The sequence below is a fragment of the Cupriavidus sp. MPR-AND1C genome, assembly GCF_058809705.1.
Genome location: NZ_JBXASU010000043.1, coordinates 47006 through 63876 on the forward strand (window position 1 = coordinate 47006; position 16871 = coordinate 63876).

General features: G+C 64.1%; 16 protein-coding genes, 1 tRNA gene and 2 pseudogenes. 5 read left to right on the plus strand and 14 right to left on the minus strand.

What is annotated here, in order from left to right; all coding sequences use genetic code 11:
* Positions 1-7 precede the first annotated feature (7 nt).
* The 5 genes from AC1RWI_RS22125 to AC1RWI_RS22145 are packed head-to-tail and all read right to left on the minus strand — an operon-like array spanning position 8 to position 4264.
* Complete coding sequence (locus AC1RWI_RS22125) at positions 8-634, minus strand: 3-keto-alpha-glucoside-1,2-lyase-like domain-containing protein (protein ID WP_043354140.1); 627 nt, start codon at positions 632-634, stop codon at positions 8-10.
* Positions 635-669: 35 nt separating this feature from the next.
* Entirely contained in the window at positions 670-1128 is a 459-nt protein-coding gene (locus AC1RWI_RS22130) for a chromate resistance protein ChrB domain-containing protein (protein ID WP_492868778.1), read from the minus strand.
* On the minus strand, positions 1125-2045 hold the full coding sequence (locus AC1RWI_RS22135; protein ID WP_043354146.1) for a Fe-Mn family superoxide dismutase: 921 nt from the start codon (positions 2043-2045) through the stop codon (positions 1125-1127). The genes AC1RWI_RS22130 and AC1RWI_RS22135 overlap by 4 nt, the downstream gene beginning before the upstream one ends.
* A 23-nt stretch (positions 2046-2068) precedes the next feature.
* Positions 2069-3271 (minus strand): chromate transporter, encoded by a 1203-nt coding sequence (locus AC1RWI_RS22140; protein ID WP_052494967.1) that lies wholly within the window; start codon positions 3269-3271, stop codon positions 2069-2071.
* 30 nt (positions 3272-3301) lie between these two features.
* Complete coding sequence (locus tag AC1RWI_RS22145) at positions 3302-4264, minus strand: chromate resistance protein ChrB domain-containing protein (RefSeq protein ID WP_492868781.1); 963 nt, start codon at positions 4262-4264, stop codon at positions 3302-3304.
* Positions 4265-4986: 722 nt separating this feature from the next.
* On the opposite strand from AC1RWI_RS22145, the gene AC1RWI_RS22150 reads away from it, so the two are divergent.
* From AC1RWI_RS22150 to AC1RWI_RS22160, 3 genes and pseudogenes are all read left to right on the plus strand, one after another.
* Positions 4987-5301, plus strand: coding sequence for a hypothetical protein (locus AC1RWI_RS22150; RefSeq protein WP_492868783.1), 315 nt, complete (start codon positions 4987-4989; stop codon positions 5299-5301).
* Positions 5302-5481: 180 nt separating this feature from the next.
* Positions 5482-5844, plus strand: a pseudogene (locus AC1RWI_RS22155) (ATP-dependent Clp protease proteolytic subunit); the annotation flags it as partial.
* A gap of 720 nt (positions 5845-6564) precedes the next feature.
* Complete coding sequence (locus AC1RWI_RS22160; RefSeq protein ID WP_492868785.1) at positions 6565-6960, plus strand: hypothetical protein; 396 nt, start codon at positions 6565-6567, stop codon at positions 6958-6960.
* Between the two features lie 21 nt (positions 6961-6981).
* Here the strand turns inward: AC1RWI_RS22160 and AC1RWI_RS22165 are convergent, their stop codons facing one another.
* Genes AC1RWI_RS22165 through AC1RWI_RS22180 form a run of 4 tightly spaced genes read right to left on the minus strand, consistent with a single transcriptional unit; the run spans position 6982 to position 12075 of the window.
* Complete coding sequence (locus AC1RWI_RS22165; RefSeq protein ID WP_492868800.1) at positions 6982-7647, minus strand: DUF2894 domain-containing protein; 666 nt, start codon at positions 7645-7647, stop codon at positions 6982-6984.
* Positions 7648-7690: 43 nt separating this feature from the next.
* Positions 7691-8338, minus strand: coding sequence for an OmpA family protein (locus AC1RWI_RS22170; RefSeq protein ID WP_043354157.1), 648 nt, complete (start codon positions 8336-8338; stop codon positions 7691-7693).
* The gene (locus AC1RWI_RS22175) at positions 8335-11322 is read right to left on the minus strand and encodes a DUF802 domain-containing protein (protein WP_492868787.1); all 2988 of its coding nucleotides are present in this window, start codon (positions 11320-11322) and stop codon (positions 8335-8337) included. Before AC1RWI_RS22175 ends, AC1RWI_RS22170 begins: the two co-directional genes overlap by 4 nt.
* A gap of 9 nt (positions 11323-11331) precedes the next feature.
* Positions 11332-12075 carry a DUF3348 domain-containing protein gene (locus AC1RWI_RS22180; protein ID WP_492868789.1) on the minus strand — a complete coding sequence of 248 codons (744 nt, stop codon included), beginning with the start codon at positions 12073-12075 and terminating at the stop codon, positions 11332-11334.
* Between the two features lie 299 nt (positions 12076-12374).
* Here AC1RWI_RS22180 and AC1RWI_RS22185 point away from each other — a divergent pair.
* Positions 12375-12449 (plus strand) — tRNA-Thr (locus AC1RWI_RS22185).
* A gap of 154 nt (positions 12450-12603) precedes the next feature.
* On the opposite strand, the gene AC1RWI_RS22190 is transcribed toward AC1RWI_RS22185, so the two are convergent.
* From AC1RWI_RS22190 to AC1RWI_RS22200, 3 genes are read right to left on the minus strand one after another with little or no spacing between them, the layout of a single operon-like run.
* Positions 12604-13425, minus strand: coding sequence for a DODA-type extradiol aromatic ring-opening family dioxygenase (locus AC1RWI_RS22190; protein ID WP_492868791.1), 822 nt, complete (start codon positions 13423-13425; stop codon positions 12604-12606).
* Between the two features lie 25 nt (positions 13426-13450).
* Positions 13451-14314: an IclR family transcriptional regulator gene (locus AC1RWI_RS22195; protein ID WP_492868793.1), complete on the minus strand. Its 864-nt coding sequence runs from the start codon at positions 14312-14314 to the stop codon at positions 13451-13453.
* Between the two features lie 48 nt (positions 14315-14362).
* Positions 14363-15493, minus strand: coding sequence for an FAD-dependent monooxygenase (locus AC1RWI_RS22200; protein ID WP_492868795.1), 1131 nt, complete (start codon positions 15491-15493; stop codon positions 14363-14365).
* Between the two features lie 241 nt (positions 15494-15734).
* Here AC1RWI_RS22200 and AC1RWI_RS22205 point away from each other — a divergent pair, with 241 nt between their 5' ends.
* A complete protein-coding gene (locus AC1RWI_RS22205) occupies positions 15735-15977 on the plus strand; it encodes a hypothetical protein (RefSeq protein ID WP_492868797.1) in 243 nt (80 codons plus the stop codon).
* Between the two features lie 198 nt (positions 15978-16175).
* On the opposite strand, the gene AC1RWI_RS22210 is transcribed toward AC1RWI_RS22205, so the two are convergent.
* Together AC1RWI_RS22210 and AC1RWI_RS22215 are read right to left on the minus strand one after the other, a co-directional pair.
* Positions 16176-16556 carry a VOC family protein gene (locus tag AC1RWI_RS22210; protein WP_043354174.1) on the minus strand — a complete coding sequence of 127 codons (381 nt, stop codon included), beginning with the start codon at positions 16554-16556 and terminating at the stop codon, positions 16176-16178.
* 101 nt (positions 16557-16657) lie between these two features.
* Positions 16658-16871, minus strand: a pseudogene (locus AC1RWI_RS22215) (S-(hydroxymethyl)glutathione dehydrogenase); the annotation flags it as partial.

Here is a 16871-nt window from a genome sequence, read left to right on the forward strand (position 1 = left end):
CTTGTTGTCACTTCGTGCTGGCGTTTCCGAATGAGACGGTGTCGAACAAGGTCACGCTATCCGCCTTGGTCCAAACGCCGACCCTGCCGGCGCCACTGATGTGATCGTCCGCCACATCGATATAGCGCTTGCCGTCCAGCGCCACCTGGATGCGGTTTCCCACGAAGTCCACGCGCAGCGTATGCCAGACCCGGGCGGCGACAGGGGCTTCCTGGTACTGGATCGTGTGCCGGCGGCCCCCCGTCGTGTAGTACAGCGAGACATTATTCTCCAGTGCGTTTGCCCGCGCGACATAGTAGGTATCGCCGTCCTTCCAACGCCAGACAACGCCGCCAGCTTGATCTTCGCGGCCGGAAACGGGCTTGAACTTCGCCTCCACGAAACCATCGGCGATAGAGACATCTTGCTTCACGCACCAGGGGAAATCTCCGGAGCCCGATTGCTTGAGCACGTTGGCGCCGTCCTGCGCGGTCGGGTCTGTCTCGACGGTCCATTTCGGCGTGCCGCGGCCGGTGACACCCGCCACCCATCCCGCCGGCAACGCACCTTGTTTGTCCTGGTTGAACATAAGCGTTTCTCCAGTTGCCGGCATGGCTGTCAGGAGCATCGATACCATGAGCAGGATCGGTTTCACGGAGCACCTCCTGGGCGATGAGGTAACGGAACGATTTACGCCGGCATCTTCGGCGGCCATCGATGCGTTTCCGCCTGGCAATGCTGGCACCAGGCATACAAGGCGTCGTACATCACCATGCCGTGTCGGAGCATCTCGTGATCGTCGGCGAACACTTGCGAGAGACCCAGTGACATAGCGTAGAGCCCTCCGGATTGCGGGGTGAGATCCAGCTTTGACGTGTCCGCGCCCCGCACAATGCCAGCGAGTTGTTGCAAGGCAGGATCGTTCAGATGGTACTTATCCAGGAACGCGTCGAAGCTGCACAGTTCGCCGACATGCGATAGCTCGACGCCGGGGATGTCATAAGGAACGGCGCCGGTCTCGCCTGCGACTTTCACCACGTCGCCGGTGGGCACATACAGAAATTCCGGCTCGTTGTCGATAAAGCGGGCGATCAGCCAAGGGCAGGCAATGCGGTCGATCTTCGGGCGTTCGCGAGTGATCCATTTCATGACACCACCTCTTTGGGCTGAAGCGGCTTGCCTGCTTCTCGCCAGGCATCGATGCCGCCGTTGAGGTAGCGAACATCGAAGCCACGCCCTCGCAGCCACAGCGCCGTGGAGCGACCAATGTCCAGCCCCTTCATGCAGTACACGAAGAGCGGCTGCGTGGCATCGATCTTGTCGCTCCACTGATCGACGGTCGCTGGGTCATGCCAAGTAGCACCGGCCACCATGTCCGGAGCGACGGCGAAGTCCTCCGCGCGTCGCACGTCGATGACATGCGGCGCGCCACCATCGAGGGCGCTGATGCCCACGCCGAGCGGCACGGCATCGCCCGCCACGGCTGCTCCATAGCGCCGGTAGATGGCATCCCAGCGGATGTTTCGCATGAAGGCATCGACGTAGGCCGCCGCCTTCGCGCCGAAGTCCATCTGGTACGCGTGTTCGTACATATCCAGGGCAAGCACCGGAGTTGCGCCGGCGAGCAGGTTCGTGTGGTCTGCGGCCCAGTGGTTTACGAGCCGACCCTCGCGCGCGGACCATGCCATGATCGCCCAGCCGGACCCACCGCCCATCGCCTTGGCCAGCGCAGTGAACTCGGATCGCCATTGCTCGACGGAGCCGAAGTCGCGCGTCAACGCCACCGAGAGCCCGCACGAGGGCAGCACCCCATCACCGCCGAGCGCATCGAAGTACAGTTCGTGCAGGACAGCAGAATTCGCAGCGACCAGCTCCTCGCGCTTGAGCCCATTGATCAGAAAGCCCTGCGTCGTGCCCCAATCCAGTTCGGCGAGTTGGCCGCGAATGGCGTTCAGACGTTTCACAGCGCCGGTGTAGTTGTTCTCGTAATGGCTGACGATCAGTTTTTCCGAGAGGCCAGTGAGCTTGCCTGGGTCGACGCCCAGCGGCTTCATTTGATAGGTCATGATGGATTCCTTGTTCGTGTGGCTCATGCGCGGAGGAATGGGTAGGCGACCAGGCCGATTAGTGCGGCGCCGACGACGATGACTGGCTCAGGCAACTTCTTGAATTTCCAGAGCAATGCGACCGTGACAAGCGCAAGCAAGACAGTGGGCAGATCGATAATTGAGCGTTTGGCCAGGACGATCACGGCGCCCGTGATGGCCCCGACAGCCGCCGCCGTCACGCCATCGACGAAGGCGATGATGCCGGGGCGCTTCCCGTACTTCTTGAAGTAGGGTGCCGGGATCACGGTGAACAGGTAGCAAGGCAGGAAGGTGCCCAGCGCGGCCACGGACGCCCCCGGCAGGCCGGCAACCAGATAGCCGATGAACCCGACCGTGATCACCACGGGGCCGGGCGTGATCATGGCCACTGCCACTGCGTCGACAAATTGCTTGTCGTTCAACCAATGGTGCTCGGTCACGACGCCGCCGTACAGGAACGGCACGATGGCAAGCCCGGAACCGAAGACGAAGGCGCCGGCTTTGGCAAAGAACACGCCGATCTGCGTCAGCAGCGGCCAATCCACGGTGCTGACGATCCCGCCCACCGTGGGTACTTGCGTCACCGCAAGGGCATTGAGGCCGCCTTGTCGTAGCCACTTCGGTGGCGCGCGCCAGAACCACACCACGATGCCGGCCGCCAGGAACAGCCAGGCGATCTCGGACTCGGTGACCACCGTCACCGTTGCCAGCACCAGGTAGATCACCCACAGCAGCTTGTCCTTGCCCACGCTCTTGTTCGTGAGCTTGTAAGCGCTGATCGCGATGATCCCGATGACCGCCGCACCCACCCCATAGAATACCGACTGCATCCAGGTGAGTCCGCCAAACCGGACGTAAGCCCAACCCAGTGCCACCACCATCAGGAACGAAGGGGTGACGAATGCAATGCCGACCAAGGTCGCCCCGACGATGCGGTAGTGCACATAGCCGAGATAGATGGCGAGCTGCGCGGCCAGCGGCCCGGGTGCCAACTGCGCCAGCGCCAGGCCTTCCTTGTAGTCGGCATCGGTAATCCACTTGCGCGTATCCACCAGGTCCCGGTGCATGTAGCCTGCGAGGGCCACGGGGCCGCCGAAGCCCAGCGTACCCAGGCGCAACATATAGAGCACAAGTTGCCAGAGCGTATAGCTCGGCCGTTCGGCCGCCGGGGCCTGCGGAATGTCGGTTTGCTGCAGGTTGCTCATTGATCTTCCTTGAGATGGGTTTGGTGACGGCTAGCGTTTCCGGTTATTCAAAAAGTGGGCATGCAGGGAATCCAGCACCAAGCCGATTTCGGCCAGCAGCGCATCGTCGTCGGCTAGCCGCTCGCGGGCGCCGGCCAGAATCGCCTCGAACCCGCTCGCTTCAGGGACCGTCGGGCCGCCGACATCCAACGCGTGGACCATTCCCGCCAGACGCTGCAATCCAGTGTCCGCGTCAAGGCCAAAGCTCGCTAGCAGCACTTCGAAGGAAACCTTCTCGCCGACATGGGTGAAGGTCGCCCCGTCGTAGTCAAAGCCCAACGCGTCTGAGGGGCAATCGCCGGGGCTTTCGAGCCACAGGAATCGGGCGTGGGGGTCAATAAAGCGCTGGATTAGCCAGGCGCAAGCCACCCGGTCGACCCAAATATGGCGGCGGGTGGCCCATAGCCGTCCCTGATACTGTGTGGGGTCACGCCGGGCGATTGACCCGGAAGCGAGATGCGGTTCTCCCGGCGACAGGATCGTTTCAACGGCGCCCGTGAAATCTCGCCACTGCGCTTCAGCACGCAAGGACGCCTCGTTGGGAAAGAAGTCGACCTTGCGGATCGCTTCATAAATGCGTCCAAGCCGTCGCAGCAAGCGGTTGAGTTCGGCCTCACTTAGTCCGGAAAGGGTCTGGCGGGCTTCCGAGACAGATGCAAGGAGTTCGGCGTATTCGCTCGCTCGGTCGAACAGTGCGCGATATGCGGCAGCGTCGTCGTCCTCTTGGGGATGCACCGTCAACAGCCATGCTTGGCCGTCCTGCTGCTGCGTTTCGTCGGCCAGCTCGCGGAACTGCTCCACCTGTTCTGCGCGGGCAGGCAGCAGATAGGCTCCGTCGCGCAAGGCGGCTCCGCCTAACGCCTTGAGGGTGCGCCAAATCCGCATGCGTGCAGTCGCGCCCGATGTGGGAAGGCTGACAATCAGCAGGATCCAGGAGTCTTGAGGTGTGGTCATGGAAGGCAGCATAGGGAGACATCGCACAGGTTTCAATGATGTAGAGATCATTACAAAAGTTCGTGCGATTATGGGATTTTGTCCCAGAAATCTTGATGGATCTATCCCTCGAGTGCCGACTGCCAGCGCGCAAAGCCATCGTGGTAGCCGCGCGGCGTGCGCGCCGGTTTTGGCGTGGTAAGTACTTGTCAGTGGGAGAGTAAGGCTGGATCAGATCACGTCTGATGCCATGCTGGGTGCGGCAAAAGGCAATCTGAGTTCCGAACTCTGGCGTTCGGGGTGTTCGCCGGCAAGTCGTCGGCGATCGCGGGCCAGAACCGTCGGACATCGTCAATCGACGCCGGAAACGTACCCTGCGCTATGTTTCTGGAAGTGGCGAGATCCAGGAAATGCTGCATCACAGCATTTCCACTAAAGGCGGACACCCGGCGTACGACAAGCGCACTGAAGGGCGAGTGTTTGCACCACGCGATTGGACGGCCAGTCGACGGCATTCCGCATGAACACGCACCTCGGACCGTACCGCGTGAGGTCGGGGTTCCGTTCGGTTGCGGTACAGACAGTCGCCAACAAGAAGTGCAACCGCTCCACTCCATCGCGTGCTCCCCAGCTTTCATGCTATTCGATCGGCCAGTGGATATATCTTCCATCGCGCCGCACCGAATATGCTTCCAACGGGCTATGCACTAGAGCCACGCAGCTAAAACCACGGAAAAGTGGATATGCGTAGATTCTCGACTTTCTTGTGCCTCGCACTTTCAGCGGGCACCGTGTTTGCCGATGATGTGCCAAAGGTGGATATTCGCGGAGTGATTGTCGTGACCAAGCCTGCTACCCGTGCTCAGGGATTTGACTTTTCTGCCCAACGCATCCGGATGATTCAGCTTCCAAACGGCAAGCAGCGGATTCCCCTAAGGGAGTTCATGCTGACGTACTGCCAGGGGAAATACTCGAACGAGACGTGTGCACGAGGATCAAAAATTCTCAGCATCGACAGTTCGTCGGGCCCGCGTGAGCAGTTGCCGGCGGGCCTCTGATCCAAGGAACGGGCATGGCATCGAACATTCCACGCCCCTACCACATAGCCGTCGATGTGATGGCGGTGGTAATGGGTGCGATTGCGGCTCGGGCAGCCTATGAGAGGCTTGGAGAAGGTCTCACGCCCACCCCTCATGAGGGGTGCCACTGAAAGCGGGTCATTGATCAGTTTCTTCATCGTGATGTTCCTGAACGGTGAGGTCAACGATGCGGTATCCGCATTGGTCTGTGCGCGACTCCTGCTCCTGGAAGCCGAGAATCCGGCGAAGACGATCCATCTCTACATCAACTCGCCCGGTGGGGTCATTACCAGCGGTCTCGCCATGCATGACACCATGCGATGCATGAAGGCGCCGGTGCATACGCTGTGCATGGGAGCCGCGCGCTCCATGGGCTCGTTTCTGCCGATGGCCGATGAGCCAGGCGAAAGGGCGGCGCTCCCCAATGCGAGTCTGCACGCCCATCAGCCGCTGGGCGGTTTTCAAGGGCAGGCCTCGGATTTCCTCATTCATGCCGAGGAGATGCAGCGGACCAAGCGCAGGAATGGGGGCTGATCGACCGCGTTCTCACGCAACGGGAGCTGACATCGTTGCGGTGAGCGAGCGAGCCGAGCTTCCTGGCGCTGGCCGGGGCAGCTTCGATCTTGATGTGGAAGGACGACAGTCGTCATCGCCGCCTGTAAACTGGCGGCATGCCTTGCACTGCCTTGCTTCCCACAGGCATGCCCGCCTTGCGGGCGATCATGGTTGCGCATGTGGGGGTGCCGGCGAGCGAGAAGCGAAGACGGTTACCGCCTGACGACAATTTTCGTGATCCGGGGCTGGCGTACTCCCTCGCGCGCGCAGTTGCGAGGCAGCCTGGCCGCGCGACAGTGGCGCCGCCGGGAACGCATCAGCTACACACTCAACGGAGAGTAGACATCGAAGACATCGCGTTCGGCCTCGGCCTGCTTGTGGGGGGCATCTCCGCAACCGTGGGGAGCGTGCGGCTGCGCTCGGTAATATGGCGCGTGGTGTTGCCAGCCAGCATGGCAATTGCAGCATTTGCCGCTGCGACCATCTGGGGGCGGCCGTACTCTGGCCTTCTGGTTCTATTCGTCAGCGTGGCCACCGGCAGTGGCTATCTGATCGGGATGCTGGCAACGGTTTTTACGCGGCGCGCCATCCATCGAAGGACGGGTTGACGCGCGGCGCTGGCTTGCGAAGCGCCGCCAATCGCCATGGGCAAAGACCAGATAGCCGACCAAGCAGACAGATCAAGCCATGCCAGGCGTTTCATTCTCCATCCGTTTTCTGTTCGCCTGCTGTCTTTTGGTTGCGACAGCCAATCACGTGCGGGCGGATTTTCAACATGGCTTTCTCTGGGACTACGGCTATGGGAATGGCGCGTATTGGGCCAGCCGGGTGTTCTGGGGCGCGCTGACGATTGTCGATCCCTTGGCGGCACTGCTTCTTTTCATCAAACCAAGGGTGGGCATTGCGCTCACCGCGGCGATCATTATTGTCGACGTCGTTCACAACACGTTTTACGTCGCATTGAATCGGCAATGGCTCGAGCCGTTCTATCTTTCGCAGGTGGCGTTCCTTCTGGCGGTGCTGCTGCTCTCGCCTGTGGCGTGGCATCGTATGGCTCGCAGTGATGAATCAAGCCGATATTGATCCGCCGTTCCCCAAACTGCGCTAGCGTGGCCTGCCGCGAGCGCTCGGCTTGATGCTTCCTGCGCGCGGCGCGTCTTTGCCCGCCATGGCGCCGCCGCCGTTCATCTGCTCCATCCACGACAAGGCGTCAACGTACGACAAGAACTGGTGGAGATATTCAGGCGACAGTTCACGCATCAGGCAGAGCGAGCGATGCACGAGGCGGCTCGAATTGAGCGGGCCGGCGTTATCGGGCACCTGCTCAAGCGACTGCCGTAACCGTCGATCGGTGCTGACCCTGGACCAGGTGTCCCGGAAGTAGTCGAGCACCTCCATGTCCGGCAGGGACGCGCGGCGGGGCATGCCAGCAATCGCCGCGGGGGGGGCGCCGCGATCCGACGGCGCCCGGATGGCGAGGTAGTTGACCAGTGCGGCCAGCGGCCCGCGAGGGGGAGCGCCTGGCAATGCCGTGCCGCCGACATCGCCGCTCTTGCCGTCTTTGCAACCGGCGCTTTCAAGATCGCCGGCATAGGCTTCGAGTAGTTTGGCCAGCCTGCCATCCAGGATGTGTCGCGCATCGCCGCTGTGGGCGGCTGCGCGTCGGGCCAGCGCCTCGATGAATCGAAAGCGGACAGGATTCAGGCGATCGGCGCCACGCGCGCGCCATGCGTCGAGCGTGGCAAGGGCGTCGCGGCTTTCGCCACCAATCTCGCCACCAATCTCGCCGCAAATCTCGCCACTGATCTCACCACTAATCACGCGGCTTCCCCGTTTCGTTGGACGGCCTTGGGATCGGCGCGATTTCCACGCGCCGGTTCTTGGCTCGTCCCTCGTCGTTGGCATTCGAGGTCACGGGCTGCTCGGCGCCGAAGGCGGCCGCAAACACCGAGGAGGGCGGCACGCCCTCATCGATCAACGCGCGGGTTACCGTCAGCGCGCGCTGGGCGGACAGCTCCCAGTTGTCGGCAAAGCGGCGGTTGGCCTCGCGCATCTGGCGGTCGTCGGTAAATCCGCTCACCATCAGGATCTCCTCGCGGGCCTGGAGGTAAGCGGACAGCGGCGCGGCCAGGCTCTTCAATACCTCCCGGCCTTCGGGCTGCAGCTGATCGGAGTTGAGGGCAAACAACACGCTGCCCTTGATGCCGATGCGCCCGTTGACCAGCGTCACCCGGCCCGCCGCCAGCGGGCCAGCCAGCGCTTGCTCAAGGGCCTCGCGGCGATGCTTTTCCACCTGCCGCTGCTTGACCTCCTCCTCCAGCCTGGTCGAGAGCTCCAGCTGCACGCCGATGACGCTCACCAGGATCAGCACAAAGGCGCCCAGCAGCACCGACATCAGGTCGCCGAAGACGGCCCAGATCGGCACGGCCGGCTCCACGCCGGCATCGATCTCTTCGCTCATGCCGCTTCAGCGCTGGCGGGCGCCCGCTGTCCTGCGAGATGTTGCAGGTTTTCGACGATCTGCTTTTGCGACAGCATGCTCAGGTCGATGACTTCCCGGGCCTGAGCGACGTAATAGGCAAGCTGTTCGTCGCTACGCGCGACGGACTTGTCCAGTGCGGCTTCGATGCGCTGCAGGTGAGCCACCAGCTTGTCGTTCGACTCGCCGAACAGCTGCACCGCCATGCCGAAGGCTTCGCCCAGGCTTGCCACCTCGACGGCGCTGCCGGTGACCTGCGCGGCGACGGCTTCCAGCTTCCCGGCTTCGGCCTCGACCTTGTCGGTGAACCGGGTGCCAACACGATCCAGCAGATCCGCCGTCGTGCCTACCAGCGCGTCGACGGCCGTGCGCTGCTCGGTGGAGGCATGGTTCACGGCATCGAGCAGGGTTTGCAGCGTTTGCAGCAAGCGGCCGCGCTCCTCCAGCATCGCGTTGTCGCGGACCATGCTGTCGGAGAGCTTCTGGCGCAGTTCGCCAATGACATCGGCGGCTGCCTTGGGGGCTTCCGAAGCGGCTTGCACGAGCTGGGCGATCTCGGCGATGGTGTTGCTGGCGTGCGCCTGCGTCTGGGCCGAGATGTCGCGCGCGGTCTGTGCCAGCGTGTCGCAGACTTCCTGCTGCCGGCTGACGTTGTGCGTGCCTGCCTGCTCCCACTCCTGGCGCAGCGTTGCGGCCATCGCGCCGAGCGTATCGGTCCAGGCCGCCAACCGTTGCTGGTCGCGCGCAGCCAGTTCCGCTTGCAGGTCCGCATGCGACTGGCCCACGGTGCGCACCAGCGACGCCGCGTGTTGCTCGAACGTCGCCGCGGCCGCCGCCAGGGCGTGCTGGTTGTCGCCCGCCAGTTTTTCGCTGACGCGTTCATGCTGGGAGAGCGCATTGTTCCACGCTTGCGACATGCCGCTTGTCGCGCTTTCCAGGCGGGCGGAGACGCTTTCCAGCAGCTTGGGGGCTGCCGAGGCGGCTTGCACGAGCCGGTCGATCTCGGCGACGGTGTTGCTGGCGTGCGCCTGCGTCTGGGCCGAGATGTCGCGCGCGGTTTGTGCCAGCGTGTCGCAGACTTGCTGCTGCCGGCTGGCGTTGTGCGTGCCTGCCTGCTCCCACTCCTGGCGCAGCGTTGCGGCCATCGTGCCGAGCGTATCGGTCCAGGCCGCCAGCCGCAGCTGGTCTCGCGCAGCCAGTTCCGCTTGCAGGTCCGCATGCGACTGGCCCACGGTGCGCACCAGCGACGCCGCGTGTTGCTCGAACGTCGCCGCGGCGGCCGCCAGGGCGTGTTGGTTGTCGCCCGCCAGTTTTTCGCTGACGCGCTCGTGCTGGGAGAGCGCGTTGTTCCATGCTTCCGACATGCCGCTTGTCGCGGTTTCCAGGCGGGCGGAGACGCTTTCCAGCAGTTTGGGGGCCGCCGAGGCGGCTTGCACGAGCCGGTCGATCTCGACGAGGGTGTTGCTGGCGTGTGCTTGCGTCTGGGCGGAAATGTCGCGCACGCTCTGCGCCAGCGTGTCGCAGATTTCCTGCTGCCGGCTCGCGGTGTGCGCGCCCGTCAGTTCCCACTCCTTGCGCAGCGTCGCAGCCAGCGTGCCGAGCGTATCGGCCCAGGCCGCCAGGCGCTGCTGGTCGCGCGCAGCCAGTTCCGCTTGGAGGTCCGCATGCGACTGGCCTACCGTGTGAACGAGTGCCGTCGATTGCTGCTCCAGGCTCGCCGCGGCAGCCGCCAAAGCGAGTTGATTGTCGCCCGCCATTTTCTGGCTGACGCGTTCGTGCTGGGAGAGCGCGTTGTTCCAGGCCGCCGACAGGCTGCCGGTCGTGGCTTCCAGGCGGGTGGAGACGCCCTCCAGCAGGCCTGCTGAGCGTTGCTCGAAGGTGTCGGTGAACCGGGAGAGCGAGGTGCGCAGGTCCTGGGTCAGCGCTTCGCTCGATCGCTGGTGCCCCGCCAGCGCATCGTTCCAGATGCCCGCCACGGTGGTGGTGGTCGCCGCGAAACCGGTCGACAGGCCATCCAGTTGCCGCTGCACGGCCTGCGTGACGGTGTCTTGCAGCGCGGCTGTCCCGCGCGCGAGGCTCGCCATGGTGGCCTCTACCGCCGGCTGGAGCGCCGCACCGGCGGCGCGGGCGCTATCGGCGACGCTCTCTTTCAAGGATTGCTCCACCGAGGAAGCCAGGCGGGTGTACGCGGCCTCGGCTTTGCCGTGGAAAGCATCCTGGCTGGCGAGCTGGCGCTCGTGCAAGGCCAGGCTTTGTTGTTCCATGGCCGCCATCATGGCCTGCAGCCGATCGACCAAGGTGGGCATCACCTCGGCCTGCCGCTGCAGGAGCTTGAAGGTTTCCTCGCGCTGGTGGGGCAGCGAGTAGATGCGCAATGTCGTTGCGATCCTGGCGTCGAGCCTCTGCGCCGCTTGCGTGCGCTCGCGGCGGCACAACGTCGAAAGCAGCCCCAGCATCGCGGAGGTGGCCACGCCCGCGACTGAAGTGCCGAATGCAAATCCCAGGCCCTTGACCGGCGCGGCCAGCGAGGCGCGGATGGCCTGCAAGTCCGTGGCGCTTTCCAGCGCCATGCCGGTGCCTTTCAGGGTGGCCACCATGCCCAGGAACGTACCCAGCATGCCCAGCAACACCAGCAAGCCCACCAGATACGGCGTGAGCGACGGCCCCGGCAAGCCCACGCGCTCGCCTTCGATGCGCAGGCGCGCCGCATTGCGCAGGCTCGCAGGCAATAGCGCCAGCCAGGCATCCAGGCTGGCCGGCGGCTCGGACAGGCCATCTATGGCCCGCGCCAGGGTGGACGTGGCCAGGTGATAGCGCCGCAGCTCGAGCGCGCCTGCCACGTAGCAGGCGCCAATCAGCATGGTGACAGCCAGCGCCAGGGTGTTCGAGCCGGCGTAGCCGACACCGATCCAGCACACCGCGGCCAGACCGGCCAGAAAAACAGCGAAATTAAGATATCTGGACATGGCGTCCTGTTAGCTGGAGCGAAGGGCGGCAAGCAGCCCTTCGACCGGTTGAAAACGAATATCCAGTTCGGCAAGCAGTACGCTTCGCATATCCCTGCGGAACACGTCCAGCCATGCGCCGGACGTGACCGCCGCGGGCTCGCCCGAGGCCTGGGCGTCGGCCAGCGCTACCTGCTCGGCCTGGCGCAAGCGCGCGAAGTGACCTTCCAGCAATGCCGGCACGCCACCAAGCAGGCTGCGCTCGCGCGCACCCAGTGCCCCCTCCATGACGGCATCCACCGCTGCGAGCTGCGACAGGGCGGGTGTCCTGGCGGCCAGCATCGCCCGCAGGCGGCCGCGCAAGCTGCCGATATCGGTCTCCATCGCCTGCTGCATCGCGAGATAACGCTGACGATAAGTCGCGTAATCGACCGCTGCATCCATGGAATCTCCCTGGGCAGGCGCTTGCGGTTGCCCGCGCCGCTTGGCGGAGGCAACAGCGCTATCGCCTGCGATGGCATTGGCCAGCGCGGTTCGCACGCGGTCGCACGCCAGCGCCTCGGCGCTGCCGAGGGCGCGCGCGCCGGGGGCTACCGACGGCGGGTTGCCGTTCAGGGCCGTGGACAGCCCGATGGCATCGGCCCAGCCGAGCCACTGGCTCAGTCGGTCCGAGAGCGATTGTCTGGGTTCGGGAACATCGACGTCCGCAAGGCGCGCAAGCAAGCGAATGAGCGTCGGGCCGCTGCAACCTGTGTGCTGTGGAGCTTGCACCATACCGGCTGAATCAAAAACCCTGCAGTTTACACGCCGGCGAGGGGTGGACCTACCGCATTTCGCTTTGAATTGCGAATACCCACGCAGAGTCGCATCGGAATCACATGCCGCGAGATTTTTCGGCCGGAACAGAGATGGAAACTTTCGCGATTAAGGGGTTGCCGAGCAGGGTCGATTAGTCCATAATGCAGTCCATTGATTCGGCTGGGACTCAAAAAATTCCTTAAAAATCAATGGGTTAGAGTGATTTTTGGTGGTAAGAATAAAGCAGTAAGGTAGTAAAGCAACGCGTAATCGTTGCCCATGTGGCTCAGTGGTAGAGCACTCCCTTGGTAAGGGAGAGGTCGGCAGTTCGATCCTGCCCATGGGCACCATGTCTTTTCCCCATGTCCCCAGGTTCGCGTTCTTCGCGCGGGCTCATCAAGCTAGCTGGCGCCGACAAGCTGTCCCTCCCGGCCCACGCCACTTTCGCCAATGCGGAATCCCCGCACCGGCTGCCTGCAAGTTTCACATTTCACGTTTCAGGTTTCAGCTTCCCCCGAACATAAAGCTCGACACGGTGATGCCGCCGGCGAAGTCGTCTTCGTGGTAGACGCGCGTGGCAATGTCGTCTTCGGCCGCGCCCACGGCTACCATCAATGGCAACAAGTGCTCTTCTCGCGGATGGGCCTGCCGGGCGGCGGGCGCGCTTTCCCAGCCCGTTAGCGCGGCAGTGCGCTGCGCTGGGGTGGTTGTCGTCAGCGCTTGCTGGAGCCAGGCATCGAATGCGGCCGATGGCGCTTTCCCGGCGGGGCCGAATGCGCGCAGGTTGTGATAGCTCAGCCCGCTGCCCACGATGAGGATGCCTTCGTGGCGCAGCGGCGCCAGCGCGCGACCGAGTGCCAGATGCGTTTGCGGATCGAGCCCGCGCTTGAGCGAGAGCTGCACGGTCGGCATATCGGCGTCGGGATAGATGGCGGCCATCGGCGCAAACATGCCATGGTCGAAGCCGCGCAGCGGATCGAGCCGCGCGGCCAGGCCGGCGTCCTCGAGCAAGCCTTGCACGCGCGCGGCGAGCTGCGGTGCGCCCGGTGCCGCGTACTGAATCTGGTAGGTGTAATCCGGGAAGCCGTAGTAGTCATAGATCATGGGCGGCTTCGGGTTGGCCATGACCGTGAATTCCGGCTCTTCCCAGTGCGCTGAAATCATCAGGACGGCCTTGGGTGCAATGCCTGTGCGTTGCACCAGCTGGGGCATCTGCTGCAGCGCGGCCTTGAGCTTGTCGTAGCGGCCGCCCATCTGGTCTTCCATCCAGGGCCAGGGCCCGCCGCCATGCGAGATGAAGAATGTGGGGAGTGCAGGCGTTGTCATCCGGGCGTCTCCTGTTGCCGTGGTGTCAGTGTGGGTGGCGCTGCCCGGCGGCGTAGCCGAGCAGGCCGGACAAATCGCGCGCGGCGCGCTTGACCTCGCGCTCCACGCGTTCGCGAAGATCAGGCGCGCGCTCGAAACGGATGTCCGGGCCGGCGACGCTGATGGCAGCCACGGTGGCGCCGCTGGCGTCGAACACGGGCGCCGCGCAAGAGTCGATGCCGGGCTCGAACGCCGAGAAGCTCCAGGCGCAGCCCCGCTCGCGGTCGGCGGCGAGGATGTCGCCCAGGCGGGCATACGTGGCCGGGCTTTGCCCGGTGACGGTCGTCAGCGGTTCCTCGCCGAGCCTCTCGCGCAGCGTGTCTTCCGGCAGGCCGGCAATCAGCATGCGGCCGGGCGTGGTGAGGTGCGCCGGCACCCGGCTGCCAACCTGGATATTGCTGACCAGCGAGGTCTGCGGCATATCGCGCAGCAGGTAGAGCACGTCGCCGCCATCCAGCACGCCGAGATAGGCGGAGAGCTGCAGCGATTCGCTCAGGGCAGCCAGCACGCGCCGCGCAAAGACGGTGAGATCCTTGCCTGCCAGCACCTTTGCGCCCAGCTTGAGCAGAGCGAAGCCTGCCTGGTGGCCGCCCTGCGGCAGCCGCTCCACCATGCCTTCGTGCTCCAGCGTGGCGAGCAGGCGCATTACGGTGACGCGGTTCACGTCGATGCGCCGGCCGACTTCGCTCAGGTTGGTGGTGGAGCCGCCTTCCGCGATAAAGCGCAGCAGCCGCATGGCGCGGATCACCGGGCTGACCAGTTGCGTCTTGTCTTCGTCGCCGCCGTCGGCGAGATCGGCGGCATTGCTTGCGGCGGGCACGGGCTGGTTCAGCCTGGGGTTTTTGCTCATCGGTTCCGTGGAAGGGTGGGCGGCGAGGTCAGCCTGCGGACTTGGTGCTTAGCCGAGGGCTACCTGCCAGGCGTTGTAATCGTACACCCAGTCCGCGTTGCCGCCCTCCTTGAGCCAGGCGTTGCTGCGCGAGCCGATCTGGATGCGGCTGGTGCGCTCAAAGCGCGCAGCCCGGTAGCGTGCGAGCGCGCCGGGGATGTCGTCGCCATTGGCTTCGGCCAGGCACCGCGCCAGTACCACGCCATCCTCGATGGCCATGCCGGCGCCTTGCGCCATGAAGGGCATCATCGGGTGGCAGGCGTCGCCCATCAGCGCAACGTTGCCGGCCGACCAGGCAGGCAGCGGGTCGCGCACGTAGAGGGCGGAGATCAATACGTCGTCGCAGGCATCAAGCAGCGCACGCGCTTCGGCATGGAAGCCAGCGTAGGCTGCGCGCACGTCTTCCACGCGGCCCGGCGTGGTCCAGGATTCGTTGCGCCAGGCTTCCTGCGCCACCGTGGCGAAGATAAAGATCTCGCGCCCGCGGTTGAGGGGGAAGGTGACGATCTGCGAGGTCGCCTCCGGGCCCCACCACTTGGTGAAGGCCTGCAGGTTCGGCACGCCGGCAAGGCGCTCGGCGGGCACCACCGCGCGGTAAGCCACCACGCCGGTGAAGACCGGATGCTCGGGCCCGAACAGCGCGGTGCGCACGGCCGAGTGGATGCCGTCGGCACCGATCAGCACATCCACGTCTTCCTGCGTGCCATCGGCGAAATGCAGCGTGGCACCGGCGGCATGCCGCTCGATCTGCGTCGCCTTCTTGCCAAGCTTGACGCAGGCCGCCGGCAGGGCGGCTTCGAGCGCGGTCATCAGGTCGCCGCGGTGCATGGTGAGTTGCGGCGCGCCGTAGCGGATCTGCGCCTCGTCGGACATGGTCAGCCGCGAGGTCTCCTCGCCGGTGTTCCACACCCGGCTGATGCGGTGGCTGGGCCGCGCGGCGGTCTCGCGCAATGCCTCGCCCACGCCCAGCCCATCCAGCGCGCGCACGGCATTGGGCGTGAGGTTGATGTCCGCGCCGACCCGCGCGAAGCGCGAGGCTTGCTCGAACACCACCACGTCCTTGCCGAGCTTGCGCAGCGCAATCGCCGCAGCGAGTCCGCCGATGCCGGCGCCGTTGATGCCAATCTTTTGTGAAGCCATGGTGCTTGTTCCTCTGGAGTCGCCTTGATGTGGGCCCGGGTGTGCGCCTCGCTGCTCAGCGGCTACGCTTGCCGGCATGAATGTTCAAATATGAACGTAGTGTTCATAAAAGAATATAAAGGCCAGGTGGGGATGTCAATCCGAGGGTTTACGCGGGGGAGCGAGAAAAGAGGCCGCATTGGGGCCTCAGGGGGGATGTGGAGCAGGGACGCCAGGATGGGTGTTGAATACAGGATCGTCGTTGACCTGCCGTCAGACGTCAGACGTCAGAAGGCAGAAGACATCGCCGAGAAGATTCTCGGCCGTGCGGGAGGCAGGGCAGGCAAGAAGAGTTCCTCCGGTTTTGATTTCAGGTCGCCAGCGCTTCCAGGCGGAGATGGAAAGCGTGCTGCCCCGGCAGCGCCTGTTCAGCCAGTATGGTCTGGCGAGTCCGGTGCTGGCAAAAAAGCAGTCGTTGGCGCTGCAGGCGAGCAGTCCGTCCTGAGCGCGCAAAGCGCGCCAGGAAAGGCGCGAAACGAGAGAGAAACCGGCTTGAGTCGAATCATCTCTCTCGCATGACGAAAACCCAGGTCATTGTGGCCGGACTACGCGCGTTCACGCGTAGTCCCACGACTGTCTGCTCGCTGCCGGAAGGCCGCCCATCCGGGCAGGATAGGCGAGACCCCATGGCACGGGATTCTATTTACATAGCCTCGAAGCAGTAAGTGCAGATCTTGTTCCCATCGGGGTCTCGCACGTAGGCCGCGTATGACGTCGGGGTAAAGTTTCGCGGACCAGGTTGTCCTTCGTCCTTGGCCCCGAGCTTGAGGGCGGCCTGATGGAATTCATGAACCGCGGCACGGGTCGGCGCGGCAAAGCTGACGGTGCCGCCGTTGGCGTATGTCGACGGTAGCCCATTGCCGGGCTTTGTGACCATGAATTCAGGACCCTCGATACCCCAGAGCGAGGCCGTATCCATGCTCATGACTCGCTTGATTCCGAGTGTCCCCAGTACCTCATCGTAGAAGGCGCGTGCGCGGTCCAGATCGTTGGTCCCAACTACAACGTGCGTAAAAATGGTCATTTCCAATGCTTCCGTGGTTGTCAAAAAGAAGAGTTGTATCTGGCGAGCCTGGACTGCGGCACACCCTATTGCTTCAAAGATCGCTCCCGCATGGCGGGCATTCAGTACAGCACGACCGAGCGGATCGACTCGCCGCGCTTCATCAGGTCGAAGCCCTCGTTGATGCGCTCCAGCGGCAGGGTGTGGGTGATCAGGTCGTCGATGTTGAGCTTGCCCTCCATGTACCAGTCGACGATCCTGGGCACATCGGTGCGCCCGCGCGCGCCGCCGAAGGCCGATCCCTTCCATTCGCGCCCGGTCACCAGCTGGAACGGG

Coding starts and splice junctions, on each gene's coding strand:
- AC1RWI_RS22180 (WP_492868789.1), bottom strand. CDS start 12,075: ATGGTGCAAGCTCCACAGCACACAGGTTGCAGCGGCCCGACGCTCATT.
- AC1RWI_RS22170 (WP_043354157.1), bottom strand. CDS start 8,338: ATGAGCGAAGAGATCGATGCCGGCGTGGAGCCGGCCGTGCCGATCTGG.
- AC1RWI_RS22150 (WP_492868783.1), top strand. CDS start 4,987: ATGCGTAGATTCTCGACTTTCTTGTGCCTCGCACTTTCAGCGGGCACC.
- AC1RWI_RS22145 (WP_492868781.1), bottom strand. CDS start 4,264: ATGACCACACCTCAAGACTCCTGGATCCTGCTGATTGTCAGCCTTCCC.
- AC1RWI_RS22135 (WP_043354146.1), bottom strand. CDS start 2,045: ATGACCTATCAAATGAAGCCGCTGGGCGTCGACCCAGGCAAGCTCACT.
- AC1RWI_RS22175 (WP_492868787.1), bottom strand. CDS start 11,322: ATGTCCAGATATCTTAATTTCGCTGTTTTTCTGGCCGGTCTGGCCGCG.
- AC1RWI_RS22130 (WP_492868778.1), bottom strand. CDS start 1,128: ATGAAATGGATCACTCGCGAACGCCCGAAGATCGACCGCATTGCCTGC.
- AC1RWI_RS22195 (WP_492868793.1), bottom strand. CDS start 14,314: ATGAGCAAAAACCCCAGGCTGAACCAGCCCGTGCCCGCCGCAAGCAAT.
- AC1RWI_RS22160 (WP_492868785.1), top strand. CDS start 6,565: ATGCCAGGCGTTTCATTCTCCATCCGTTTTCTGTTCGCCTGCTGTCTT.
- AC1RWI_RS22210 (WP_043354174.1), bottom strand. CDS start 16,556: ATGACCATTTTTACGCACGTTGTAGTTGGGACCAACGATCTGGACCGC.
- AC1RWI_RS22200 (WP_492868795.1), bottom strand. CDS start 15,493: ATGGCTTCACAAAAGATTGGCATCAACGGCGCCGGCATCGGCGGACTC.
- AC1RWI_RS22140 (WP_052494967.1), bottom strand. CDS start 3,271: ATGAGCAACCTGCAGCAAACCGACATTCCGCAGGCCCCGGCGGCCGAA.
- AC1RWI_RS22190 (WP_492868791.1), bottom strand. CDS start 13,425: ATGACAACGCCTGCACTCCCCACATTCTTCATCTCGCATGGCGGCGGG.